Source organism: Vibrio eleionomae (genome assembly GCF_009874545.1).
GTDB classification, from domain to species: Bacteria; Pseudomonadota; Gammaproteobacteria; order Enterobacterales; family Vibrionaceae; genus Vibrio; species Vibrio nitrifigilis.
The window spans coordinates 22,640-48,621 of sequence record NZ_WEKT01000002.1 but is presented as its reverse complement, the minus strand read 5'-3'; the positions used below and the strand labels follow the sequence as shown (position 1 = coordinate 48,621).

22 protein-coding genes are annotated in these 25,982 nt (G+C 41.4%); 11 read left to right on the top strand and 11 right to left on the bottom strand.

The genetic code is table 11. The features are described from left to right. Positions 1-98 precede the first annotated feature (98 nt). From F9817_RS01500 to tdh, 3 genes are all read left to right on the top strand, one after another. A complete protein-coding gene (locus F9817_RS01500) occupies positions 99-1,733 on the top strand; it encodes a tannase/feruloyl esterase family alpha/beta hydrolase (RefSeq protein ID WP_161153194.1) in 1,635 nt (544 codons plus the stop codon). 252 nt (positions 1,734-1,985) lie between these two features. Next, positions 1,986-3,185, top strand: coding sequence for a glycine C-acetyltransferase (locus tag F9817_RS01495; RefSeq protein ID WP_161153193.1), 1,200 nt, complete (start codon positions 1,986-1,988; stop codon positions 3,183-3,185). A 5-nt stretch (positions 3,186-3,190) separates the two neighbouring features. Continuing rightward, positions 3,191-4,222 carry an L-threonine 3-dehydrogenase gene (gene tdh / locus F9817_RS01490; RefSeq protein WP_161153192.1) on the top strand — a complete coding sequence of 344 codons (1,032 nt, stop codon included), beginning with the start codon at positions 3,191-3,193 and terminating at the stop codon, positions 4,220-4,222. A gap of 278 nt (positions 4,223-4,500) precedes the next feature. On the opposite strand, the gene F9817_RS01485 is transcribed toward tdh, so the two are convergent. Continuing rightward, entirely contained in the window at positions 4,501-5,175 is a 675-nt protein-coding gene (locus F9817_RS01485; RefSeq protein ID WP_161153191.1) for an expansin EXLX1 family cellulose-binding protein, read from the bottom strand. A gap of 501 nt (positions 5,176-5,676) precedes the next feature. Between F9817_RS01485 and F9817_RS01480 the strand changes: the two genes are divergently transcribed. From F9817_RS01480 to tnpA, 3 genes are all read left to right on the top strand, one after another. Then, on the top strand, positions 5,677-6,273 hold the full coding sequence (locus F9817_RS01480) for a glutathione S-transferase family protein (RefSeq protein ID WP_161153190.1): 597 nt from the start codon (positions 5,677-5,679) through the stop codon (positions 6,271-6,273). A gap of 345 nt (positions 6,274-6,618) precedes the next feature. Then, positions 6,619-7,095 (top strand): hypothetical protein, encoded by a 477-nt coding sequence (locus tag F9817_RS01475; protein WP_161153189.1) that lies wholly within the window; start codon positions 6,619-6,621, stop codon positions 7,093-7,095. Positions 7,096-7,290: 195 nt separating this feature from the next. After that, positions 7,291-7,752 (top strand): IS200/IS605 family transposase, encoded by a 462-nt coding sequence (gene tnpA / locus F9817_RS01470; RefSeq protein WP_161153188.1) that lies wholly within the window; start codon positions 7,291-7,293, stop codon positions 7,750-7,752. Here tnpA and F9817_RS01465 read toward each other — a convergent pair. Next, positions 7,733-8,398 carry a hypothetical protein gene (locus F9817_RS01465; protein ID WP_161153187.1) on the bottom strand — a complete coding sequence of 222 codons (666 nt, stop codon included), beginning with the start codon at positions 8,396-8,398 and terminating at the stop codon, positions 7,733-7,735. The two genes, tnpA and F9817_RS01465, sit on opposite strands and share 20 nt — an antisense overlap. Before the next feature lie 350 nt (positions 8,399-8,748). After that, complete coding sequence (locus F9817_RS01460; protein ID WP_161153186.1) at positions 8,749-9,171, bottom strand: Hsp20/alpha crystallin family protein; 423 nt, start codon at positions 9,169-9,171, stop codon at positions 8,749-8,751. A 446-nt stretch (positions 9,172-9,617) separates the two neighbouring features. On the opposite strand from F9817_RS01460, the gene ompW reads away from it, so the two are divergent. Together ompW and F9817_RS01450 are read left to right on the top strand one after the other, a co-directional pair. Next, entirely contained in the window at positions 9,618-10,262 is a 645-nt protein-coding gene (gene ompW, locus F9817_RS01455) for an outer membrane protein OmpW (RefSeq protein WP_161153185.1), read from the top strand. 180 nt (positions 10,263-10,442) lie between these two features. Next, positions 10,443-12,812, top strand: coding sequence for a molybdopterin-dependent oxidoreductase (locus F9817_RS01450; protein ID WP_161153184.1), 2,370 nt, complete (start codon positions 10,443-10,445; stop codon positions 12,810-12,812). A gap of 122 nt (positions 12,813-12,934) precedes the next feature. Here F9817_RS01450 and F9817_RS01445 read toward each other — a convergent pair whose 3' ends face one another. Then, positions 12,935-14,809, bottom strand: coding sequence for a methyl-accepting chemotaxis protein (locus F9817_RS01445; protein ID WP_161153183.1), 1,875 nt, complete (start codon positions 14,807-14,809; stop codon positions 12,935-12,937). A gap of 404 nt (positions 14,810-15,213) precedes the next feature. On the opposite strand from F9817_RS01445, the gene F9817_RS01440 reads away from it, so the two are divergent. Further along, complete coding sequence (locus F9817_RS01440; protein WP_408063545.1) at positions 15,214-16,134, top strand: aldo/keto reductase; 921 nt, start codon at positions 15,214-15,216, stop codon at positions 16,132-16,134. 91 nt (positions 16,135-16,225) lie between these two features. On the opposite strand, the gene F9817_RS01435 is transcribed toward F9817_RS01440, so the two are convergent. Continuing rightward, positions 16,226-17,554: an anaerobic C4-dicarboxylate transporter gene (locus F9817_RS01435; protein WP_161153331.1), complete on the bottom strand. Its 1,329-nt coding sequence runs from the start codon at positions 17,552-17,554 to the stop codon at positions 16,226-16,228. Positions 17,555-17,813: 259 nt separating this feature from the next. After that, a complete protein-coding gene (nadE, locus tag F9817_RS01430; RefSeq protein ID WP_161153181.1) occupies positions 17,814-18,644 on the bottom strand; it encodes an ammonia-dependent NAD(+) synthetase in 831 nt (276 codons plus the stop codon). Between the two features lie 264 nt (positions 18,645-18,908). On the opposite strand from nadE, the gene F9817_RS01425 reads away from it, so the two are divergent. Beyond that, entirely contained in the window at positions 18,909-19,433 is a 525-nt protein-coding gene (locus tag F9817_RS01425; RefSeq protein ID WP_161153180.1) for a nicotinate-nicotinamide nucleotide adenylyltransferase, read from the top strand. A 68-nt stretch (positions 19,434-19,501) separates the two neighbouring features. On the opposite strand, the gene F9817_RS01420 is transcribed toward F9817_RS01425, so the two are convergent. From F9817_RS01420 to F9817_RS01410, 3 genes are all read right to left on the bottom strand, one after another. Then, the gene (locus F9817_RS01420; RefSeq protein ID WP_161153179.1) at positions 19,502-20,134 is read right to left on the bottom strand and encodes a response regulator; all 633 of its coding nucleotides are present in this window, start codon (positions 20,132-20,134) and stop codon (positions 19,502-19,504) included. Continuing rightward, on the bottom strand, positions 20,131-21,387 hold the full coding sequence (locus tag F9817_RS01415) for a sensor histidine kinase (RefSeq protein WP_230389697.1): 1,257 nt from the start codon (positions 21,385-21,387) through the stop codon (positions 20,131-20,133). Before F9817_RS01415 ends, F9817_RS01420 begins: the two co-directional genes overlap by 4 nt. 256 nt (positions 21,388-21,643) lie before the next feature. Next, on the bottom strand, positions 21,644-22,009 hold the full coding sequence (locus F9817_RS01410) for a hypothetical protein (RefSeq protein ID WP_161153177.1): 366 nt from the start codon (positions 22,007-22,009) through the stop codon (positions 21,644-21,646). A 550-nt stretch (positions 22,010-22,559) separates the two neighbouring features. Between F9817_RS01410 and F9817_RS01405 the strand changes: the two genes are divergently transcribed. Beyond that, positions 22,560-24,179 carry a methyl-accepting chemotaxis protein gene (locus F9817_RS01405; protein WP_161153176.1) on the top strand — a complete coding sequence of 540 codons (1,620 nt, stop codon included), beginning with the start codon at positions 22,560-22,562 and terminating at the stop codon, positions 24,177-24,179. 63 nt (positions 24,180-24,242) lie between these two features. On the opposite strand, the gene F9817_RS01400 is transcribed toward F9817_RS01405, so the two are convergent. Then, positions 24,243-25,007: an amino acid ABC transporter ATP-binding protein gene (locus tag F9817_RS01400; protein WP_161153175.1), complete on the bottom strand. Its 765-nt coding sequence runs from the start codon at positions 25,005-25,007 to the stop codon at positions 24,243-24,245. Beyond that, positions 25,000-25,971, bottom strand: coding sequence for an amino acid ABC transporter permease (locus F9817_RS01395; protein ID WP_161153174.1), 972 nt, complete (start codon positions 25,969-25,971; stop codon positions 25,000-25,002). The genes F9817_RS01400 and F9817_RS01395 overlap by 8 nt, the downstream gene beginning before the upstream one ends. Positions 25,972-25,982 lie beyond the last annotated feature (11 nt).

Below are 25,982 nucleotides of genomic sequence, written 5' to 3'. Positions count from 1 at the left end.
AGAGGGTAAATTATGCGGTTTTTAATTTCATAATCAAATGGTAAATTCTTTCACTCTCATAGATTTGCTTTCTTCCTGTTGTTCAATGGATAACTATAATGAATAAATCGATTAAGATACTTGTCGGCCTAGGTTCCTTGGCTGCCGTTCCGAGTTGCGCTTTTGCCGTTACGGCTGAGCAAGCTTGTACAGCCATGTCACAGATGTCATTAACTCATGTTCATATACAAAAAACAGAGTGGGTAAAAGCCGGACACGCGGCAAAAGATAAAATGTCGGCGCTAACGGGAGCAAGTGCGGCGGGGAATGCACTACCCGCGCATTGTCGGATCAATGGTGCGATTAATGAACGTATTGGTGCTGATGGTAAAAAGTACGCTATTCAGTTTGAATTAAGAATGCCAACGAATTGGCACGGGGAATTCTTATTTCAAGGTGGCGGTGGCTTAGATGGCTTTGTTGCAAACGCGGTGGGGAGTATTCCTGTTCATGGGGCAACTGCCGCTCCGGCATTACAACGAGGCTTTGCTGTGGTCTCGATGGATGGAGGACATGAAGGCCGTAATGCTGAGTTCGCTCATGATCAACAAGCGCGTTTAGATTATGCCTATCAAGCAGTTGGTAAGGTGACTTCAACAGCGAAGCAATTGATTCGTCATTATTACAACGAAAAAATCACCCACTCTTATTTTATGGGATGCTCAAATGGTGGTCGTGAGGCCATGATTGCAGCAGAACGATACCCGACTGAATTTAACGGTATTATCGCCGGCGATCCTGGTTTTCGTTTAAGCCATGCTGCGATTGGTGAAGTATGGGATACCCAGATCCTTTCTTCAATCGCGCCAAAAGATAAACAGGGTAAACCGATTCTATCGCAAGCGTTTTCTCAAGCTGAATTAAACATGGTAAGTAAAGCGATTGTGCAGGAGTGTGACGGTAAAGATGGCTTAAAAGACGGGATTATTAATAACTATCCTGCTTGTCATTTCAATCCAGTAGAGTTGCAATGTAAAAACGGTGAGGTAGAACACTGCTTGTCGAAAAACAAAGTTGATGCTCTTAATAAAGTATTTGCTGGGGCAAAAAATAGCCAAGGCAATGCGCTGTATTCAAGTTGGCCATTTGATACCGGAATCGCTTCAAAAGGTTGGCGTTTATGGAAGTTGGGGAACTCCAACGACGCTAACAAACCCAATGCGCTGAACATTGTGCTTGGTCGCGATTCTTTGGTTAATTACTACATGACGCCACCTAATCCAAACTTTGACCTCATGAAGTTTGATTTTGATAAAGATCCCGCTCGTATCGCCGAAACTTCAGCGATTAACGACGCGAACGCTACTTACCTCAATACATTCAAGAGTAATGGTGGTAAGATATTGATTTACCAAGGTATATCCGATCCAGTCTTCTCTGCCGATGACATCAAGGATTGGTACAATCAAGTGGAACAATATACATCGAACGGTAATAAAACTGAGCAACGTCAGTGGGCGAGATTGTTTATGGTTCCTGGCATGACACACTGTGGTGACGGTCCTGGGTTGGATAACTTTGACCCATTGACGGTGATGCAACATTGGGTTGAAAACGGCCAAGCTCCTGAGCGTATTATTGCTCAAGGCAAAGCTTTTCCAGGTAAAAAACAACCATTATGTGTTTATCCGAAAATCGCGTTTTACAAAGGGCAAGGTGATGTAAATAACGCTGATTCATTCGAATGCCATTAATAAATTAAAATTTTATCAGCCAAGATCCGCTGCCTGCTGATATCTATACCGCTAACTATTTGGTTAGCGGTTTTTTTTGATTCAAGTTTATTTGTGCCTCATATTCATAAATATTTTTCCAAGCGAGCGGATAATCCGATTATCAAGCTTGGATTAAACTTAGCAGATAAGGATGTCAGACGGTTGAAATATCGGCTTCTAGTTTAGGTTGATGACTCTGACACTCAATTGAATTAAGAGAAGGAAAACGCAATGTCGTCTGCTTTTTATCAGCAAATACGTAATCAGATCGAGGAAGTAAAAGCCGAAGGTCTTTATAAATCAGAACGTATTATTACATCTCAACAACAAGCGGCCGTTAAAATTTCGTCTGGTGAAGAAGTATTAAACTTTTGTGCCAATAACTATCTTGGTCTAGCAAACCATCCAGCCCTTATTGAAGCTGCTAAAGGTGGTATGGATGAGCACGGTTTTGGTATGGCTTCTGTACGCTTTATCTGTGGTACACAAGATGCTCATAAACAACTGGAACAAAAACTTTCTCAATTTTTGGGTAAAGAAGATACGATTCTTTACTCCTCATGTTTCGATGCCAATACCGGTTTGTTTGAAACTATTTTAGATGACCAAGATGCCATTATTTCCGATGCACTAAACCACGCCTCCATCATTGATGGTGTCCGACTATGTAAGGCGAAGCGTTTTCGTTATGCCAACAATAATATGGTTGAGTTAGAGCAGCAGTTGATCGCTGCTGATCAAGCGGGTGTCCGTAATAAATTAATCGTCACTGATGGTGTTTTTTCAATGGATGGCGTGGTCGCCAATCTTCCTGCTATTTGCGATCTTGCTGACAAATACAATGCACTCGTCATGGTTGATGATTCCCATGCGGTAGGGTTTATGGGAGCAAACGGCCGAGGTACACATGAATATCATGATGTTATTGATCGTATCGACATCATCACTGGCACCTTAGGCAAAGCGATGGGCGGGGCATCTGGTGGCTACACTGCTGGTAAAAAAGAGGTCATTGACTGGCTACGTCAACGCTCTCGACCATACCTATTCTCGAACTCTGTTGCTCCTGCCATTATTTCTGCATCACTACGTGTTTTAGACCTTCTGCAAGAAAGCGGCGATCTGCGCGCTCAATTGTGGGATAACGCAGCGCATTTCCGTGCACGCATGACAGAGGCTGGGTTTACTCTGGCGGGCGCTGATCACGCTATTATTCCAATTATGCTTGGTGATGCAAAGATAGCGGCTGAATTTGCAGAACGCGCGCTTGCCAAAGGCATTTATGTGATTGGTTTCTCTTTCCCAGTAGTGCCAAAAGGTCAAGCACGTATTCGTACACAAATGTCTGCGGCGCATAGCCGTGAACAGTTAGATCAAGCCATCGATGCGTTCATCGAAGTGGGTAAAGATATGGGTATCATTAAAGGTTAATGGCCATGAAAATTAAAGCGTTATCAAAACTTAAGCGTGAACAGGGCATCTGGATGACTGAGGTCGAAAAGCCAGAACCTGGCCATAATGACTTACTGATTAAAATTCGTAAAACGGCCATATGTGGTACGGATGTCCATATTTACAACTGGGATGAATGGTCACAAAACACCATCCCAGTGCCTATGGTGGTTGGACATGAATACGTAGGTGAAGTTGTCGGTATAGGCTCTGATGTCCGTGGTTTTGCGTTAGGAGATCGCGTTTCAGGGGAAGGTCATATCACCTGTGGCCACTGTCGTAATTGTCGCGGTGGTCGCACGCATTTATGCCGTAATACCATCGGTGTTGGTGTCAACCGTACTGGGGCATTTGCTGAGTACTTGGTGATTCCAGCCTTTAACGCGTTTAAAATTCCAGAAGGAATCTCCGATGATTTAGCGTCAATTTTTGACCCGTTTGGTAACGCAGTTCATACCGCTTTATCTTTTGATTTAGTGGGGGAAGATGTCTTAATTACTGGTGCCGGCCCTATTGGTATTATGGCTGCTGCGGTCGCAAAACACGTGGGTGCCCGCCATGTTGTTATTACTGATGTGAATGAGTATCGCCTTGATCTTGCGCGTAAAATGGGCGTTACTCGCGCAGTTAATGTTGCAACCGAAAAACTGTCTGATGTGATGAAAGAGCTGAAGATGACCGAAGGTTTTGACGTTGGTTTGGAAATGTCAGGTGTGCCAAGTGCATTCAGCTCTATGCTAGATAGCATGAATCACGGTGGTCGTATTGCATTACTCGGCATTCCTCCGTCAGATATGGCTATCGATTGGAATAAGGTGATTTTCAAGGGCTTGATCATTAAAGGTATCTATGGCCGTGAAATGTTCGAAACTTGGTACAAGATGGCAAGCCTAATCCAATCTGGCTTAGATTTAACACCAATTATCACTCACCACTTCAAGATCGATGACTTCCAACAAGGCTTTGATACCATGCGTAGCGGGGCTTCTGGTAAAGTTATCCTTGATTGGCAATAGCGATATCATGGTTTAAGGCGTCTTTATTGGCGTCTTTTTCTTTTTTAATGGATGAAAAACCAACGTACGGAAAATGTCCGGTTTTTATTCCATATCTGAATGAGATTTATACGGCTTAGAACCTTTCGTGAGTTTATTGTAAGTTGTTGTAAATATAGATAAATTGTATACAAGCACACCTATAAAATAGTATTATCACGCTCGAGGACATAGCAATGAACCTCGTGTGTATTTTATATGTGTTTTGGGCTCGTTTATAACGAGCCCGTTTTTTTTGATTAATCAGCGTCAGGGAATTGTGCCGCTGTATCTATCTCTGAATTCAAAATCAAACTAATCGATTTCACCGTTAGAGTTTGCCCTTTTGAGTCGGTAATCTGAAAATCGTATGGACCGACGCCAAAACCATCATTTTTTACAAAATAATTGTAAGATTGTCGTTCGACGGTCGTGAAATCATTACCTGAACCGCTTATGCGATATTTGAGTGTTTTTATCGGGTATTTATGATCTCGGACTTGTATACCGGTCCACCATTGGCTTGAGCCTTCTTTAAAATAGAGCTTTATGTTTTCATCAATCGGATCGGCAACGTAATGCCATGAAATTGGGATAATTCCCGTTTCTATTGCGGCAATTTTGGCAAAAGCGGTTTTATCGAGATCGACATCCCCTTGAGAACATTCAGGACATTGATCATCAATTCTGACGGTAATTGACTGGTTGGTATCAGTATTTGTTACCTTAATATAGGCTCCACAGGCTGACGAGTTATCATAATCACTGGCATTCATCGCAGCGGTATAAATCGTATCGTCTGGAGTAGGAAAGCTACAGTTGCCGCCTCCTCCGTAACTATAAAATGTCCCTTTACCGCTATGAGTACTCTCGGTTGCTAAACAATAAGGACTGATGCTGAGTCCCGTCATGATGATAAATAATAATATTTTCATAAGTTCCTCTTTAATCTAAAGGCCAAAGGTCCACTTATTGATTATTCATTCAGTGTTTATTGGCTTTTTAACAAGATGTATTTCAATATGATTTCGAAATCAAATTCAGATATCGAATAAAAATAATATCGAGCTAAATATTGAAAATTAAGNCAAATAAACGTACTGGTTTTGTAAGGACATTAAATTTATAGAGGAGGAGTCAATAATTAATATGTAAATAACAATCTGAAATGGGATATATATTAAACATTTACGTGATACTTTGTTGCGTTAAATATGCCAGAAATAAACCTTGGTGATTAGTAAATAAAATTGGTTTATTAGAAATTGATTTATGAGACGAGCGGCTTTNATCATGGATAATCGTTATTATGGCTTATTATTGTTTTCATCGTCAGTTGCGCAAAACGAGCGCTTCATCGCAGTTAATGCAGCATGATATACGTATTATCTCTAGATAATATTCATAAAATTAATAGAATCTGGTTGGGTAATGTCATGAAAATTATATTATATAGTGCGGATGGCTCTAACTGTTCTCAGCGAGTAGAGTGGGCATTAAACTACAAAAAAACACCTTATCAACGTATCGAAGTGACGCAAGATATGATGCATGGCTCGTATCTTGAACTTAGTGCTTTTGGTTATGTCCCCGCAATCTCGATAGATGGTTATATTATTTGTGAATCAGTCGCTATCATTGAATGCTTGGAAGAGTTAATGCCTAATCCACCTTTGCTTGGACGTTCTCTGTTTGAGAGAGCTTCTATTCGCGAAGTATGTGAATTTGTTAACGGCACTATTCATACCCCGCAAAATCGGTCTGTGTTACAAGTGATTCGACCAGATATTAATGAACAAGAAAAGCGCCAGCTAAGAGCAGATTGGATCAGCAGTTGTTTAAACAAACTGGAAGATCGATTATGTTTAAAATCAGCGTATGCTGTCGGTGGCAGTTTTTCAGCAGCGGATATTTTTGTCGCTTCTATTTATAAGAAAGCGCGCTATCAAAATAAAATTTATTTACCTTTCTATGAACGCCACCTTGATCATCTTCGTATTCATGAAGCGATAGAGTCTTCTGAACCGATGTAAATACAACTTTATTTTGGGGGATGTCATCGCCCCCAGAATATCGGTATTGCATTTTATGTTCTTCACGTATTGCCATAACACAGCCTAGGAGCGAATAAAACTCGCCCTTTGGGAGCTCATCAACAAACCTATTTCTGCGCTCAATCACGTTAAAAGGGAATGACCATTCCTGCCGTGATTGAGCTTGACCTAGGCTCGTTGATGAAGCTCTGAATCCTGCATCTTGAGGTCATTTGGGTATATATTCGCTAATTGTTTTCGGTCAGAAACCTGACTTATTGTTCACAAAGTCTTCCGATTGGCGTGTTTTACTGTTTACCAGCGAAAACGAATTGGAGATATTCTGTGAAACCGATATTGACCCTTGCCCTATGTTCTGCCGCTGTTTTATCTGGTTGTGCAAGTCATTCTGCTTCCTCGAAAGATGAAAAATCAGCTCAGCCGCAAAACAGTGTCGAAGCGCTAAAAACATGGGACGATGCTTACGGTAATTGTATTCAGCAAGCCAAAACCAGCCAATACGCTTTCCCAAAAGATAATCAATGGTTTAATTCTCTTGATCAAACTAAAAAGAAAAATGTAGTTGTCTATTTGTACCAAGAAAAAATGTACGGGTGTTCAGCCGATGAAACAACGGCATTAAAACAAGCATTAACAAATGATGGTAATGACACGTTATTGAAATTTTTTACCAGCGTAAATGTGTTTGAGAAGCCTAATACCAAGTTAATTGAAGGGGTAGACCAACAGCAAATCTCGGCTTTTGCCAAGCAAGTTCCTGTCTTTAATCTTGCTTATGCCGCTAAACAACTTAATTTCTAATTTCCTTTGTGTGTAATCCACTGCTTGCGAGGCCATGAGCCTCGCTTTTTTTGTGCAAAGAAAACCCCCAGCTAGGCTGGGGGTTCCGTCGAGCTTATAGATATAAGTCAGTTATAAAACCCCTTTCAATTTGTTAGAAATATCTTGTGGTCTGGCAACTACAAGAGTTAAACAAAAATTGAAAGGGGTCCCAATATGGGGGACGAGAAGAGCTTAGCTCACACAAGATGGAACTGTAAATATCATATAGTATTCGCACCCAAATATAGGAGACAGGTGTTCTACGGGGAAAAACGTCGAGCAGTTGGAGAGATATTGCGAAAGTTATGTGAATGGAAAAATGTGAATATACTCGAGGCGGAATGCTGTAAAGATCATGTACATATGCTTTTAGAAATTCCCCCGAAGATGAGTGTTTCGGGTTTTATGGGATATTTAAAAGGTAAAAGTAGTTTGATGCTTTACGAGCGATTTGGTGATTTGAAATTCAAATACCGAAATCGAGAATTTTGGTGCCGGGGCTATTACGTTGACACAGTAGGTAAGAATACAGGCAAAATCCAAAATTATATCAAGCACCAATTGGAGCAAGATAAAATGGGAGAACAACTGTCGATCCCATATGCAGGAAACCCGTTTACGGGTCGCAAGAAATAGTTGTATGCAAATGCCAGATCACTATGCGCCTGCTAGGGCGCTGCTGGTAGGAGAGCCTTATAGGCGCATATGAAAAACCTCCGGCTTTGCCGGAGGATTCTTTTTCAGGCCATTGGGAAAATTTTCCCGCCGCTGCGCTATCAATGTCATCATGCAGTGAATAGTGATAGGCATTGCGTGGATCGGTACTGATAGTGACGGGAATGCCTAAAGTTGTGTGTTCAGCGAATTGTTGTAGCTTATTGTTCTGCTGGGCAAAGCGAGCGGGATTATCGCCATCTAGTCGCGTTATCATGGCATTAACGTGATCGTTTTGAATCATGGTCTTAAGCTGGTCAAGATCATAGGTTGGTCCACGTCCCATGACATTATGTGGTGCTGGCGCAGAGGCGTGCATCATGGCTCCCGCTTTTTCGGCGAGTGTCATGCGTGCAACGAGGTCTTTGGCGCGAATGCTATTTGATAATCGCCAATCCTCGTACGGGTTGAGAATACCATCACGATTCAGGTCTTTGAATTGAAGGTGATTAATGGTGAGTATCTTAGCGTCCTGATATGTGAGTTGAGGCTGACTAGTGGCTGCAAGCACGCACACGGGAAGTAGTGCAAGACCAAATGGGAGAATTTTTAACATTATTGGGTCCATTCCATTATTTAATTATTTTTCAACCAACCTATCGCCTGTCAGTGATGGGATATAACTGGCTGTCCACAGCCTAAAAACAAAAAAACCTGAGTACTACAATGTAGTGCTCAGGTTTTGCCTGCCGGTCAGTCTGTTCTATCACATAGAGGAAACTGACCATACAGTAACAATCCAAGTTGATATTAAACCTTTTGCATTTAATGGTGTGTTTAATGGATCACAACTTATCGGTTTAAAGAGAGCTTATTCATGCTCGCAGAAACAGCATCTTGAGGTTTAAATATGAAGGGATATTAAAAAGGCGCAGTATAAGCTGCGCCAATATAGATAATTAATATATATTATGAAGATTAATTAATGGTTATTTTGCGTGCTTCATCAGGTTGAGATTCCAGCTTCGGAATATTGACATGCAATTCACCATCATTAAATTCAGCTACGATATCTTGATCGGCAATATTATCACCGAGGGTGAAACTTCTTACCATTTTACCTTGATAACGTTCGCGATGAATAACTTGATCGCCGTCTTTTTTATCAAGTTCTTTTTTAGTTTGTGCTTCAATGGTTAAAGTCCCATTGTGGCAAGTCACAGTAACGTCTTCTTTCGCTACTCCGGGTAAGTCGGCGATGATTTCGAATGCATTATTTTTTTCAACCACGTCTACACGTGGAGAGAAAAATTCAGATTCGAAACGAGGTCGAATAGACGGAAAAGCATTGTCAAACAAACGACTGAAATCAGACCAAGAATCACGTGGAATCAAGCTCATAATAATCCTCCTGTTTGTGAGTGTTGCTTCTATATCTTTTCGTCGGTTAGATACCTTTCATATCCAACCTGATCAGTAAGTTGGGGAGGCATTATTCATATTCAAGGGGTGAAAATGAAAAAAAATGAACCTATTGCTGCAAACAAGTAATTTAAATTGGAGAAATGCAGAATAAGGTAATCATTTTTCGATATTTTTAATTTTTTCTAAATAGGTTGTTACAAATTGATTTCAGTCAATATCGCGGGTTTTCTGTGTGCTAGTCTGCGCACAGAAAATAATTCTGCCCAAATAACTCTAAGATTTGGTGATAGATCAATTCGATGGATGGTATTTTCCTGTTAGTTTTTGTCCTAGCGGCGGAAAGTATTTCCACGCAGTTTGATATTAGGAACTAATCTTGACGTTGTTTTGCGGTATGAGCCCAAAATAAAGGAAAATAACAAATGAAAAAAACATTATGTGGATTAGCAGTCCTATCTGCCCTTGTATCAACAAACGTTCTTGCTCACCAACAAGGTGATATCTTTGTTCGTGCTGGTATCGCATCAGTTATTCCTCTAGATAGTAGTGACCGTATTTTAGGTTCAACTGATAAGTTAGCCGTCAATACCAATACGCAACTTGGCTTAACTTTCGATTACATGGTAACGGACCATATTGGCCTAGAACTATTGGCAGCCACTCCTTTTGAACACGATATTTCTACTGGTTACGGTAGCCTTGGCGACGTTGCAACGACTAAACAACTGCCACCAACATTGATGGTTGAATACTACTTCAATGAGCCTGCTGCAAAATGGCAACCATACGCAGGTCTTGGTATTAACTACACTAACTTCTACGATTCTAAATTCAACTCAACTGGTCATGATGCTGGTTTAAGCGATCTTAACCTAGATAACTCTTGGGGTTATGCTGCGAATATTGGTGTGGATTACCAAGTAAATGATAACTGGTTAGTGAACGCATCACTTTGGTATGCAGACATCGATACTACTGCTCACTACTCAGTTGGTGATACTCGTTACAGCACAGACGTAGATATCAACCCAATCGTATTTATGGCGTCTGTAGGTTACACATTCTAATTCAACATGAAACTGTGTTGAGCAATGTCTAAGCGTGCTTTCGAGCGCGCTTTTTTTTAATCAGTAGAAGTGACGCTGTCACTAAGTGTGATGTAAAACAAATACGTATCATCGAGACCAATATCTGTCTATGTTAGACTGAATTCCAAAGACGATAACGCTTCGGGATAAAGGCGATAGATGAAAGAACATAAGCAATCAATATTGGGTGGAAATACCGTTTCTTATACAGCTTCACACTGGGGGCTGTATCAGGTGGAATCCCCTATGTCGCCCAATATGACGCTATCCCATTATCCAGACGATCATGATCCTTCTCCGATTGGCTTGTATCTCAATCATCCACAAGTCGAAAAATTGAGGGTAACGAAACCTGCGATTCGCCGTGGCTGGTATGAGCAATACTATGGTGGAAAGGGATCGCCACGCGGTGGCGATGATTATATTGAAGTGGAGTGGGAGGAAGCGCTTAACATTGTTGCAGCAGAATTAACGAGAGTAAAAACCACCTATGGGAATCAAGCAATTTATGGCGGTTCTTATGGTTGGTCAAGCTCTGGGCGCTTTCATCACGCACAAAGTCAGATACACCGATTCCTTAATAGCTTTGGTGGTTATGTTCGGCACAAAGATTCATACAGCCTAGGCGCCGCAGGGCCATTGATGCACTGGTTGGTGATGCCTATGGGCGAGCTGATGACTTCTCATACTGATTGGGCAACACTCGCAAAACATACCGAAATCTTTTTAAGCTTTGGTGGTGCACCGCGCAAAAATGCACAAGTTTCTTATGGTGGTACGGTTGACCATCGGTTACACGATAGCCTTTGTACGATGAATAAGGCGGGCGTACGCTTTATTAATATTAGCCCGGTTCAGGACGATATTGATACTGAAGGTTCAGTCACTTGGTTACCCATTAAGCCTAACACTGATACTGCATTAATATTAGGTTTAGCTTACACATTATGGCAAAACAAACTTCATGATATGCAATTCATTCAACGCTACTGTGTTGGGTTTGATGTGTTTGAAAAATATTTGACTGGTCAGAGTGACGGTATACCCAAAACAGCGCAATGGGCGGCAGATATTACTGGGATTAATGTCTGCGATATTGAGAGTCTTGCCTTTGATATTGCCAATCATCGCACCATGGTCAATATGGCGTGGGCGCTTCAACGCGCTCACCACGGTGAGCAACCATGTTTTGCTTTAGTTACGCTCGCTGCAATGTTAGGACAGATCGGCTTGCCAGGCGGTGGTTTTGGATTTTGCTATGGTGCAGAAAACTTGGTCGGGAGTCCTAACCCGTTGTTTTTTGGACCGACCTTGGAACAAGGTCAGCCTCCGATTGATCATTTTATTCCGGTAGCTCGAGTCGTTGATATGCTACTAAATCCAGGGGAAACCTTCACTTATCAGGGTGAGACTCACACATATCAAGATATCCGAATGGTTTATTGGGCGGGCGGTAATCCATTTCATCATCACCAAAACCTGAGTCAACTTGCACAGGCTTGGCAACGCCCCGAAACCATTATTACACATGAGCAGTATTGGACGCCTTCCGCAAAAATGGCAGATATTGTATTACCCGTAACGACAACACTGGAACGGAATGACATTTTTTATGCTAACCGTGAAACCGTTATGGCTGCAATGAAACAAGCGAAATCACCTACCGGAGAAGCAAAAGACGATTACAGTATTTTTTCTGAATTAGCCAAGCGGTTAAACATTGCTGAACAGTTTACGAGAGGGTTAGACGCTCAGGGATGGCTAGCGTATTTATATACCAACTGGCAGGAGCAAATGGAGCGGGAATATCGACTCGATTTGCCAGATTTTAACGCATTTTGGGAAAATGACTTACTTGAGCTGCCTAAAGGTGATAAGCCATTAGTATTACTTGAAAACTTCCGCAAAGATCCCGGCAAATACCCATTAAAAACGCCAAGCGGCAAAATCGAAATTTTTTCACAATCTATCGCTGATTTTAATTTGCCAGATTGTCCTGGGTTTGCCTGTTGGCTCCCTCCGCATGAGTGGTTGGGTAGTAAAAAAGCGGTACAGTTTCCACTGCATATGATCTCAGATCAACCTAAAAATAAACTGCATAGTCAGTTGGATCACAGTCCGCACAGCCAAAAGGATAAAATAAATCAACGAGAGCCGATTTACATCAATGCAGAAGATGCAGCAATGCGCGGCTTACAATTTGGTGATTTAGTTCGAGTATTTAATCAACGCGGCAGTTGTTTAGCGTCTGCAGTGCCATCGGATAACATTCGCCAAGGGGTTGTGCGCCTTTCTACTGGGGCTTGGTTTGATCCATTAACACCTCGTTTTCAAGACGGGCAATTTTTGCTCGAAAAACATGGCAACCCTAATGCATTAACCGCAGATATTCCCGCTTCGAGTTTTTCTCAAGGATGCAGTGCGCAAACTTGTTTGGTTGAAGTGCAACGTTGGCAAGGTGAGTCTTATGCTGTCACTGCTTACGAGCAGCCCAACATTGTCGCTAAGTCATCTGAAGATGATGGTTAACTGTGACACTAAATGATTGGTTCAAGCCTTTTTGTTTTAAAATAAAAACGCCGTTAAAGTAAAGAAATTATATTTATCATTCTTTACCGGTCGTGTAACGGCGTAGTATCAATCGATTTTTATTACCAGCGGAAAATTTGAATCGATTTATTCATGCTTCCAGCTATTTCAGTCAGTTCACGTGACCTTGCATGGTTCTTATCTGATATAGCCACGGTTGAACGCGCTAATTCATTGATTTCTTCAACATTTGCGCCAATCTCTGCGGCAACGTGACTTTGCTCCTCAACCGCTGCTGCGATTTGCGTGTTCATATCGAGAATATGAGATACCGCAGTTTGGATTTGTTGCAGTGCTTGGCTCGCCACTTCCGATTTTTCTGAGGTGACTTGTGCATTGTTCATGTTTTCACGCATCAGTTCGACAGAATGGCTTGCTTCATTTTGCAGATGCTGAATGGTGTCAGTAATCGCTGTCGTGCTTTCTTTCGTTTTATTCGCCAAATTGCGAACTTCGTCTGCAACCACAGCAAAACCACGTCCGTGCTCTCCTGCTCGTGCAGCTTCAATCGCCGCATTCAGAGCGAGTAAGTTGGTTTGCTCAGACAAGCCATCAATGACTTCGAGAACTTGACCGATACTTTGGGTTTCTTTCTCTAAGCGGATATTGGCTTCGACCACTTCTTCGATACTGCGAACCAGAGAAACCACACTTTGGTTCATATCATTAACCACAACGAGACCCTGATCTGAATAGGTGTTCGCTTCTTTCGCTGAATCTGATGCTTTTAGGGCGTTACGTGCAACTTCATCGATCGAAACTGACATTTCATTCATTGCGGTAGCGGCTTGTTCAAGTTGAGCCATTTGCGATTCAGAACTCGTTTTCACTTGTGAAGACGTATCCGACATTTGCGTTGATGCGGTTTCAAGTGTTTCAGCGGATTGATGGATATTTTTGATCGTATCTTTTAGGTTAGCGATCATGATTAGCATCGCACCTAAGATCCCGATTTCACCGCCTTTTGCTACTGGGCTTAAATCACCTTTAGCGGTGTTTTTAACCATATTTTCGATGACGGTTGGTTCGCCACCAATAGGGCGGTACATCAAGCGCATCACAACCCAATACGTCACACCAAGCGAAATTAGCAGAGCAATAATCGCTAAGATAATGCTTGATTTGAGGTTGTCGCTAGAGGCGGCCATGATGTTATCTTGTTTTTCCCAACTCCAGACGGTCCAGCCTAATTCTTGCGAAATCGCGTTGACCACAAAGTAGGTGTCTCCATCTGCTTGGTAAGTGTGACTTGAGCCACTCTGGTTTTTGTATTTTGCGTAAGATGGTCTTAATTGATATAAGCTTTTACCAATCAATTCGGGTTTATGCGCTGAAATAATGTAACCATCTTTGCGGTTCACGTATAAATGGTTATTACCCGATAGCTCTTTGATATAAGTGGTTAATTCATCTAAGCCAACGTTTACCCCTATAATACCGACAATACGGCCCTGACGTTTTACCGGTTCGACCAGTGACATAATCAGTTTGCCAGATGTGGCTTTGTACGGGGTTGTCATTACCGAACTTTCGCCCGCCATGATGCGGGTATACCATTCACGACCAGCTGATTTCGCATTAAAATTAGCGATCAGGCCGCCTGTACGGTAGGTATCCCCATTTGCTGCGCCATAAAAGGCACTGACAACGCCATAGTTGCCTTCCATAAACTTAAGTGTGTTAACCAGTTGATCAACATTAAGCTCCCCTTGACCGTCTACATCAATGGCGTTAGCTGCCATTTTTAGAACATCAAAGTTACGTAGCATTTTTTGTTCAACACCGGATGCGATTAAGGAAGCTTCTTGCTTCAACTTATCGGTGTAGTTCGATTCTGAGGAGCTACTAAAAGAGAGGTAACCGGATCCAACGATAAACAATATGACAAGCGTAAATAGTCCGCCAATTGTTAATAGAATTTTATTTTTTGCGCTCATGAGATTCCTTTCAGAATAGACAGAGGTATTTCACTTCTGGGAGATAATCGAAGTAATTTACTAGAGCCTAAAATGTAAAGTGACAATAGGTTGGCTTAGAAATGACTAATGTATTCAACATTGATTAAACAATCAAGATAATAACGTAATTTATCAACGAATATTTCACCCGAATAAATTTAATTAGAATATCGTACTTTAAAATAAAATTTATAATAGGTGATTAAATAATTCTCTCACTAAAGATATTGTGGCGAATTAACTTGCAAAAATAGACGATAAAACGTTCTGATTATTGACTCAAATTTTCCAACTAGTCCTCGCGGGCTACGAATAAAACACGTAAGGTGCGAGAATAGAATTGTCGAAGATAAGGTAGAAAAACACCCGTGGTTAAGGAAAAAATAATGGATAAAGTCACGTTTACAGGGCAAGGGCCAGAGTGTTCTCAATTGGTGCAAGGCTATTGGCGTTTAGCTGAGTGGGGAATGTCTGCCCAGGAGAGGCTAACCTTCATTCAACAACATGTCGAGTTGGGAGTATCAACGGTTGACCATGCTGATATTTATGGAATGCATCAGTGTGAGCGTTTGTTCGGCGAAGCTCTGGCGCTAAAACCTGAATTAAAGCAGAAAATTCAGATTGTTACTAAATGTGATATTAACCTGACTGGATCGATTTTCCCACAACGTAAAGTAAAACATTATGATACGAGTGCTGAGCATATTATTCATTCTGTCGAAAACTCGTTACAAGCTTTAGGTGTCGATAAACTAGACGTGTTGCTGATACATCGCCCTGATGCTTTGCTTGATGCCGATGAAGTCGCATTGTGTTTTGAGCGATTACAGCAACAAGGCAAAGTAGTGCACTTTGGAGTATCCAACTTTACTCCAAGTCAGTTCTCATTATTGCAGTCGCGCTTAGATCAACCATTGGTAACCAATCAGGTGGAAATTAATCCATTAAATTTCGATGTGGTACATGATGGAACATTAGATCAACTGCAACAATTACGTGTGCGACCGATGGCTTGGTCTTGTTTGGCTGGTGGTGAATTATCTCGCTCTAGTAATAATCATTTAACAGAACGTTCTAAACGTGTTGTTGATGAATTATACGCGGTTGCTCAAGAGTTAGGTGCAAAGAATATAGAGCAAGTGATTTATGCATGGATACGTCGTTTACCTTCTAACCCCATTCCTATTTTAGGATCAGGTAAAATTGCACGTGTAAATAACGCAGTTGATGCTCTTAAATATGAATTATCACGTGAGCAGTGGTATCGGATTTGGACTGCGTCAATGGGACAGGAAGTTCCATAAATATTATATATACATTGCATTTATATATTTATATTATGGATGAGGCGAGTCTATTACTCGCCTTATTATGTATAAAAATAAGCTAAATATATTAACCGATGACGATTTGACCTAATATGTAACCCATACAGCAACCACCAATAACAGCAATTAAACCAATGCTCATAAATGAATGGTTAAAATACCACTTACCAATTTTGGTTGTTCCGGTGATATCAAAGTTAACGGTCGCAATGTCGGATGGGTAGTTAGGAATAAAGAAGTAACCGTAAAGCGCAGGCATCAGTCCGATGACAAGCTCTGGAGGTAACCCCAACCCAAGACCAACTGGTAGCATCATACGAGCCACGGCAGCTTGAGAGTTGACCACAACCGAGACAATGAACAAGGCAAGCGCGAAAGTCCAAGGATAATCGGTCACCATTTCTATGATACCAGCGCGAAATTGCGGCATGGCGTATTGGAAATAGGTATCGGACATCCAAGCAATACCATAAATAGCAATGGCCGCGACCATACCGGATTTGAACACTACGCCGTTGGGGACTTTTTTCGGATCGGTTTTGGTAATCAAAAGTATCAAACCACCGAAACAAAGCATCATCATCTGGATGATGACTGTCATTTTGACGGGTTTCGCTCCATCCACTATGGTACGAACATCAGGAACCATCGCAACAAAAACGATAGCAAGCAAGGATAAAATAAACAGTATTACTGCGTTGCGTGATGAGTTAGGTAATTTTTCATTCAGCGTTGTAGCAGTTGTACTATCGATACGTTCTTTGAACGTTGGATCTTTTAGTTTTTCTTGATATTCAGGATCTGCATCTAATTCTTTACCACGGCGTAAGCTATATAAAGCCATTAATAATACGCCAAATAACGTAGATGGGATGGTGACCATAAGAATGGAAAGTAAAGTGATGTGATGGTCAATTTCCGACAGTTGAGCTAAGTAGTATACAACGGCTGCTGAAATGGGTGAGGCGGTGATACCGACTTGCGATGCAACAGAAGCGGCGGCCATAGGACGTTCTGGGCGGATATTATTTTTCAGTGCCACATCACCGATGATTGGCATGATGGAGTATACGGCATGGCCTGTTCCAAGCATAAAAGTCATGGTGTAAGTGACAAACGGTGCGATCAGAGTGACCCGTTTAGGGTTTTTTCTCAGCAGCTTTTCCGCGATTTGTAACATATATTTTAGGCCACCCGCGGCTTCCAAAATAGAAGCACAAGTGACTACCGCCAAAATGATTAACATTACTGTAATAGGCGGTGAGGTAGGTGGCATGTGAAAAATAAAGACTTCAATAACTAAGCCTATACCCGACACGACCCCTAAACCAATACCACCATACCGCGAACCAATGTACAGCATCAGTAGTAGGAACAAAAATTCCAAATACAACATAAGCATTGCTCTCTATTAAAAGTTGAATCAAAACTGGGTTTATTTTGCGATGTTCGTTGCAAAAAGAATGGTGTGTTCTTCACATTCAGCTATGTACAAAAAAGAGAGTGTGGAGAGTATGAATAGGCTCACGTTATTTAATAACTACGTAAAAAATATAAATATTTATTGTTAATTAAATGTTTCATGGGGCAAAAAATAGCCAGCGTTTGAGCTGGCTATTGAGGAGCGTTATATCGAAATGATTGGATCGAATGCTTTAGTCGTAGATCGTTGGGATCGGTTGACGTTTATGCTGGGTGGCTTGGTATATAGCAACAATACGTTGTGTCACTTCTGGAGCCACATCTTTGCCTTCTAAGAAATCATCGATTTGATCATAGGTGAGGTTTAGCGCATCTTCATCCGCTTTTTGTGGTGTTAATTCTTCCAGATCGGCTGTCGGTACCTTATGCACTAGTACTTCTGGCGCGCCCAGTTTGGCAGAAACTTGACGAACTTGGCGTTTGCTCAAACCAAATAGTGGGGCTAAATCACAAGCGCCATCACCGTATTTGGTATAGAAGCCAGTGATGTTTTCCGCTGAGTGGTCGGTACCCAGGACAAGGCCACCCACATAACCAGCGATTTCATACTGAGCAACCATACGTGCGCGAGCTTTAACGTTACCTTTTACGAAATCTTGTTTAGATTCACATTCTGGAAGTAGGCCTGTGCCTTCTAGCGCAGCATGTGTTGAAGCATGAATACCATCTACTCCTGGTTTTACATTAACAGCAACCGAGTGAGTCGGTTTGATGAAAGATAAGGCAATTTGTGCCTCGTCTTCATCTTTTTGTTCCCCGTAAGGTAAACGAACCGCAATAAATTGATAATCAGAGCTATTCGTTTCTTGATTTAGAGATTCAACGGCAAGTTGAGCTAAGCGGCCACAAGTGGTCGAATCGACACCGCCACTGATACCTAGAACAAGGGATTTGCAGCCAGATTCTTTTAACTTGCTTTTAATGAAGCCTACGCGGCGTTCAATTTCAAATTCAGGGTCGATGCTCGCGAGTACATGCATCTCTTCGCGTATAATTTGTTCCATTACGGTTCCTTTTCCTGCAAGCAATATCAAACTATCGTAATATCATACCTTATACCCAACTAAGCTCAAGGTACATGACAGGTCACGATGATTTTACATTTGCTGATAAAAAAGACAGCGATGAGACGCTGTATAAATTGACGTCTAGATTGGCGGCAGTTGTGTAGTAAACGCTTACTTTTTCGGCAGGTAATTTGTTATAAGTTAGGTATAATCTGGCGACAAAAAATGAGAACTGATGTTTCTCAATTGGTAGAGGAAGTTATGCAGAAAATTGCAGTTTTTGGTAGTGCATTTAATCCACCATCACTGGGTCATAAGAGTGTGATTGATTCATTAAATCATTTTGACCGTGTGCTGTTAGTCCCTAGCATTTCACATGCATGGGGAAAAACCATGCTTGATTACCAAATACGTTGTCAATTACTGCAGGCGTTTATCAAGGATCTAGGGGAATCAAAAGCGGAACTGTCGACGGTAGAACAGTCGCTGGTAAAACCCAATACGAGTGTAACGACATATGAGGTATTAGACGCGCTACAAGACGAATACCCAGAGGCGGAGCTCACTTTTGTGATAGGGCCAGATAACTTATTCAAATTTGCTAAGTTTTATCGAAGTGATGATATTCTAAAGCGTTGGTCGATTATGGCTTGTCCTCAGCGATTGCCAATTAGAAGTACCGATATTAGAGATAGGCTATCTCAACAGCAGAATATTAACGATTTGACAACTGATGGTGTGGCAAAGCTTCTTAAGCAGCAGAATTTATATCAGCCATCTTCCTAAAATGAAGTAAAGAGAGCTATGCTCGCTCTCTTTTGTGCCAGTGACGGAGGAAGAACCATATTCTCCGTTTATTGTAATAAGCTGGAATAGATTTGCTGGCCTTGGTTCGTTAATGAATAGACGCGGCCTTCTTCTTTTACGACAAGGCCACTATTTACTAATTGGCGTAAATGAAAATTAAATTTGGTGTGATCTTCGATACCCACGACACGGCACAAATCCATAAACTTAAGTTTGCGATGGATCTTAAGTTGTTTCACGACTGAGCGGCGAATAGGATTCGACAGTGCACTGAAGATCAAATCGTGATCACTTTCATCAATGGCAGCTTTGGGTGCATGCTCGGCGTGGACGCGTTTTAACGTAACGGAGAGTGCGGCAAGATTAAACGGCTTGGTTAAAAACTCATCCGCTCCTTTTTTCATCGCATCGACAGCAATATCGACCGTTGCAAATGCAGTAGTAATAATAATGCCGATATTGGGTTGTAACCGCCTTAGGGACGTTAGGGCATCGATGCCAGTCATTCCTCCCATCACGACATCAAATAGCGCTAAATCAAAGTGCTGCACTGCTGCTTTATCTAATGCATCTTCTGCATTATCACACGCTGTAACCTCAAAAGATTCGATGGTCAGGGCTTCAACCAGCACTTCGCGAAGTTGAGGGTCATCTTCGGCAAGGAGAAGTTGTAACGTCATTGAGTATTCCTTGGTAGCCTCACTTCGACTGTTAACCCTTTTCCTTGGTTATACAAGCGAAGATCGCCGTTGTGTTGCAAAATGATCTGTTTACAAAGAGCCAATCCCATGCCTGTCCCTTCTCCTTTCGCTTTTGTTGTAAAGAAAGGCTGTGTTGCTTTTTGCAGCACAGAGTCTGGCATACCACCACCATGGTCGGAAAAGGTGACAATCGCAAACAGTTTATCTTGAAAACCTTTGATAGTTAGAGACCTATCTTCACTACTTGCGTCGACAGCATTACTAATAATATTACTAAAGACTTCTTCAAGTAATCCTGGATCACCTGAAATCTGTAATCGATGATCAATCGACACGTCTAACTGAAAGGTTTCTAGGCGAAACTGATTCAATGACAACGCGGATTTTATAATATTATGCAGGTGTAGTGGTTCTCGGTTTATCTGCTTATTGTGGGCATAGTTTAAAACTTCTTGGCTAATTTCGGAAGCTCGGGTCAAACCATATCGTATACGATCTATTTGACGTTTATGTTTTTCGTCATCACCAAGCTGCATTTCTAGTAGATCGCAACTCATCATTGCGCTGCTTATTGGCGTTTTAATTTCATGAGCCACCGCGGAGGTCAGTTCGCCTAACTCGATCAATTTGGCTTCTTGTTGGGTTAATTGCACGTAAGATTGCAATTGATTATCCCGTTCTTCATCAAACACACGTAACGCGTACCACAATGCTAGTAACATCCCATAAGCGCAGAGGAGTCTTAAGCATTGAAACCAGAGGCTCATTCCATCATCAATAAAGCCAACACTGAGGCCATAACAAATGAGTGAAATCCCTAACCATTGAAAAGGAGGAGCGCTACCAAAACCTTCCCCTTCAATCCTTTTAGCGTAAGTATATACCGTGGCCCCAGCGAGAACGCTCGATCCCATACCAAAGATCCAGCGAATTTGATGCAACGTTTCACTGATGAATTGATCGTAATCGAGCTGCGTGTAACGATAGAACAAACCTAGAACAAAGGTTGCAAGCACAACCAGCATACTAATACGAATGAACATCACCCGTTGCCAACTGGTATGATCCATCATGCGCCAAGCGAATGTACCAAGAGTGAGGAATGATCCCCACATTTTCAGCGCGCGAAAAGTATCGACGCCTTTGGAGCTGACAAACTCATGCTCGTACAGTAATAAGTAGAAATCAGACCATACGTGAAAACCCTGTAATAACCCAAAAATCGCGAACATTGGCAGGTATCTCGCAATGGTAATATGGCTGTTTTTTAGATTGCGAAAGAAAATAGCGAAGAAGACCGCGAAAAACGCGAGTCCGAAGATGAGGTAAAACTTAAAAAGTATCAGCATGTCCATGGTGAGAGTTTAATGGAGCGCCTGATTTCAATCAATCAATGTTGTGTATTTAATACAATACGATAAAAGTTGAGTCATATTCTGTAGGAATATGACTGAGTTATTTCAAAATACTGAGTCTAAAGTCTGAGTACTAAAAAACAACCAGTTGCTCTATTTCTGCTAATTTTCCCATGATGCCATCAATAAAAAAGCACAGATTCTCACTACTGCATTCGTAGAGATCGCCCCCAATAGATTTAACCGGCAGGCGTTGGAATAGTGAGTTTTCATGCCCGAAATAGATTTCTGGCTGTTTGCTACCATTGTTAACAGCTGTCACGTTGATGTATAAGGAAAAACCATTACTGAGCACAATTTCTAGGCTTGAATGTTCGGTTTTTTCTTCCGCTGGAATAACTCGGTAGGTGGCGTGCTCAAAAAAACGACATGAGTCTTTACCAATTCTCTGTAAAAGAGAGTGAATCGTCCCGATTGAAAACTTGTTATGAATGTTCATTGATTTCTCCCTAGAAGACTTCCTTCTTGTGGGTTAAACAATGTCCTTGAATAAACAACCAAGAGAAACGAGAGCTAACTAACCAAGCGTTTTTTAACTGTTGGCGTTTAGTTCTATACCTAAGCAACCTCAATATGGCTCAACAATCCGTTTGTTGCGTGAAAAACGTTGGCAGTAGCCATTCCTTCCGATACTGGGCTTGATCATAAATTTTTGACAATGTTCTAAATTATTCATTTTGAGGTCAATGGGTATATGTGTTTCTCTCATCAATAGACTCTAATAATACTTGCACATAAAACGTACAAAAGAAATCTACTCAGATATAAACTTCAATAATTCTTTTCACTTTCTTAAAACTTTTACGCGTTGATCATTTGAATATTCACTGCAATAAATATTAATTATGAGACATATTGATCTAACTAGATGATTTTTGTGAAGTTGTTATGTTCTAAGAAAAAGTAAATATTTGGCTAACTTGAAATTTATCAACTACGATTTTCAGTAGTTAAAGGTTAGTGACATTAGTTAACGTTGAGACATAACAATGAATAACATCAAGATAGCGCGATTATTGATCATTGGATTTTTGGTTCCACTTGCTGCTTTATTATTGGTATTGATTATTTCTGTTTCTCAGATGAATACTATCAATCAGCAGTCGACTGAAATTTCAACTAACTGGTTGCCATCTGTGCAACTTATAGAACGCTTAAATACTGAAACCGCAGAATTACGAAACACTGAATCTGTACACATTATTTCGACTGATGCGCATGAAATTGCCTCGGCGAATGAAGCGATTAATAAAATTAAAGCGAAAGTTGCGAAGACGTTAGCTCAGTACACTAAGTTAATTTCTAGTGCTCAAGAGCAAGCGTTGGTGGATAAATTTAACCAGCTTTATAGCCAGTATTCTACCACCCAAACTTCGCTACTGGCGCTCTCCGAGAAGAACCAGAATGAAGCTGCGAAAAAGCTTTTCCTTGGGCAATCACAAAGCCAATATCAAGAATATTCCGATGTTCTCAATCAGCTCTCTGAGTTAAATCGAGTATCGGCACAAGCCGCGAGCAAGCGTGGCGATACGATATATGGGGAAGCGCAAACTATTTTGGTGAGTACGGTTGTGGTTGCATTCGTAGTGGTTGCTGCGATTGCATTGTTAATTTCGCGTTATTTATCCACTTCGATTACTGAGGTTCAACAAGCAATTACTAAAATGGCAGAAGGCGATTTAACCGTTCGTCTCGATCAAAAAGGGGGGAATGAGCTAGGCCAGCTCGCGGATAGCTTTAATAAATCTGCGATCAACTTTAATCAAATGACGAACAAACTCATTTCTGTCGCTGATCAATTGAACCGTTACTCTAATTCATTAGAAACCGTCATGTCCCAATCTGAAAGTAACTCACAGCAAATGCTTAGCCAGGTAGAGATGGTGGCAACAGCCATCACTGAAATGGCGTCAGCTGCACAAGAAATTAGTCAGAATGCTACATCAGCAAAAAATTCAGCTAATGCTGCATTGGACAACGTCAAAGTCGGTCATCAATCGTTAAACAACTCGAATAATTTAGCCAATAAAATGGGTGAGTCGATGAGTGAGGCGGCTTCAATAGTGAATACGTTGAAAGAATATTCCAACGACATTGAAGTGGTGATTCAAGCGATCAATGACATTTCAGAGCAAACCAACTTGCTGGCTTTGAATGCTGCAATTGAAGCTGCACGTGCGGGAGAGCAGGGACGTGGCTTCGCTGTAGTGGCTGATGAGGTGCGTAAACTTGCCACGAAAACTCAAGAGTCAACAATAAGCATTCGTGACATTATCAGTAAATTGCAGGTACAAGCGGAAAAAGCAGATGAATTTATGCAGTCGAACCTCGAATTAGTCTCTGAATCCAAACAGATGGCAGAAAATATGTTTAAGGCGTTCACGGATATTTCTCAGGCAGTGAATACCATCTCGGATATGAATAACTTAGTGGCGACTGCTTCTAATGAACAAACAACGGTAACGGATGATATTTCGATGAATATCTCTATGACAGTGGATATGGTGCACGAAAACGTCAATGGCGTGAAAAGCGCTACTGGCACGAGTAAATCATTGTCGAACAGTGCCGATGAACAAAAATCGTTGTTGGCGTTTTTTAGAATTTAACGTGAGGTGATTGGGGTAAATAAAACAGGGAGCAGTGTAAATGCTCCCTGTCTTTCATATTAACTAAATAAAGCGGCTCAAAAACGCCTGAGTCCGGTGATGTTGTGGATTGGAAATGACTTGCTCTGGTGGTCCTTGCTCAACCACAACTCCGCCATCCATAAAGACCACTTTATCGGCTGCTTCCTTAGCGAATCCAATTTCATGAGTGACGACAATCATGGTGAGGCCTTGATTCGCTAAATCACGCATGGTTTCTAATACTTCACCAACGAGTTCGGGATCCAATGCGGATGTTGGCTCATCAAACAAAATGACTTTCGGTTTGATTGCTAAAGCGCGAGCGATAGAAACACGCTGCTGCTGCCCACCTGATAACTGACTTGGATAAGCATCGGCTTTGTCTTTTAAGCCTACTTTTTCTAGTAAGTGTAAGGCGTATTGAATCGCTTCTTGCTTAGGGTGCTTGTGCACACCAATTGGCGCTTCAATCAAATTTTCCAATACCGTCATGTGAGGGTAAAGGTTAAATTGTTGAAATACCATGGCAATTTTTTCTCTTTGCTTGGCGATTTGGCGTGTTGAAGCATAGCGAAGTTGACCATTTTCAAATACATAACCAATTTGTTGGTCGGCAACAGTGATATACCCGTTGTCCATTTCTTCCAATTGGTTAATACAACGTAAGAAGGTCGACTTCCCTGAGCCAGAAGGACCGAGAATGACTACTACTTCACCACTTTGTACTTCCATATTGATGCCTTTAAGCACTTCAATATTATCAAAGCTTTTATGCACATTACTGGCTTGAATAATCGCATCACTCATGAACCACCCCTTGGTCAGTCGTGTTAGGTTTTGATGGAGATGAAGCAGCCCCTAAACCTATGGTTGATAATAGGCGACTCAACCAACCTGGTTGCGAGCTGTAACGCTCTGAACGGTTGTAATAGTTTTCAATACTGTTTTGAACTACGCTCAAAATAGACGTAATAAATAAGTACCAAAGAACCGCAACCATCAGTAACGGAATAACTTTAAAGTTTGAATTGTATATATTTTGCACTTCATACAATAAGTCACCCATCGCGATCATGCTCACCATTGATGTCGCCTTAACCATGTTGATTAGCTGGTTACTTGTTGGTGGAACAATCGATTTCATTGCTTGAGGAATGATGATTCGGCGATACACACGAGCTTTAGACATTCCGAACGAGTGAGCTGTCTCGAATTGTTTATCGTCGACAGAGATTAAACCACCACGAATAATTTCCGCCATGTAAGCAGCTTCGTTAAGTGCAAGGCCAGCTAACGCAGCTGTTAATGGTGTAATGACATCATTGGTGTTCCAGCTAAACAGAGTTGGACCCAATGGAATCGCTAACGATAGATTTGGAAATAAACTCGATAAGTTGTACCAAAACAACAACTGCACCAATAGCGGCGTGCCACGAAACAACCAAATGTAAATGGAGGAAACATAGCGAAGTACAGGGTTTTGCGATACTTTCGCTATCGCCAAAAATAGGCCTATAACAATGCCGATTACCATAGCGATACAACTTAAGACTAAGGTCATCTGCAAACCACCCATAACCGCATCGTTGAATAGATACTCAAATACGGTATGCCATTCAAAGTTTGGATTGGTTGCGACAAGGTAGAGTAGTTTCAGACCGATCAGAATGACCACTGCTGCGCTAATGAGAGTGCCTACAGGCACTCTTCGTTTTACATTAGACACATCTCTTGGATCGATATTATGACTGTGTAATCCCTTATTCATCATCGATACCTCAA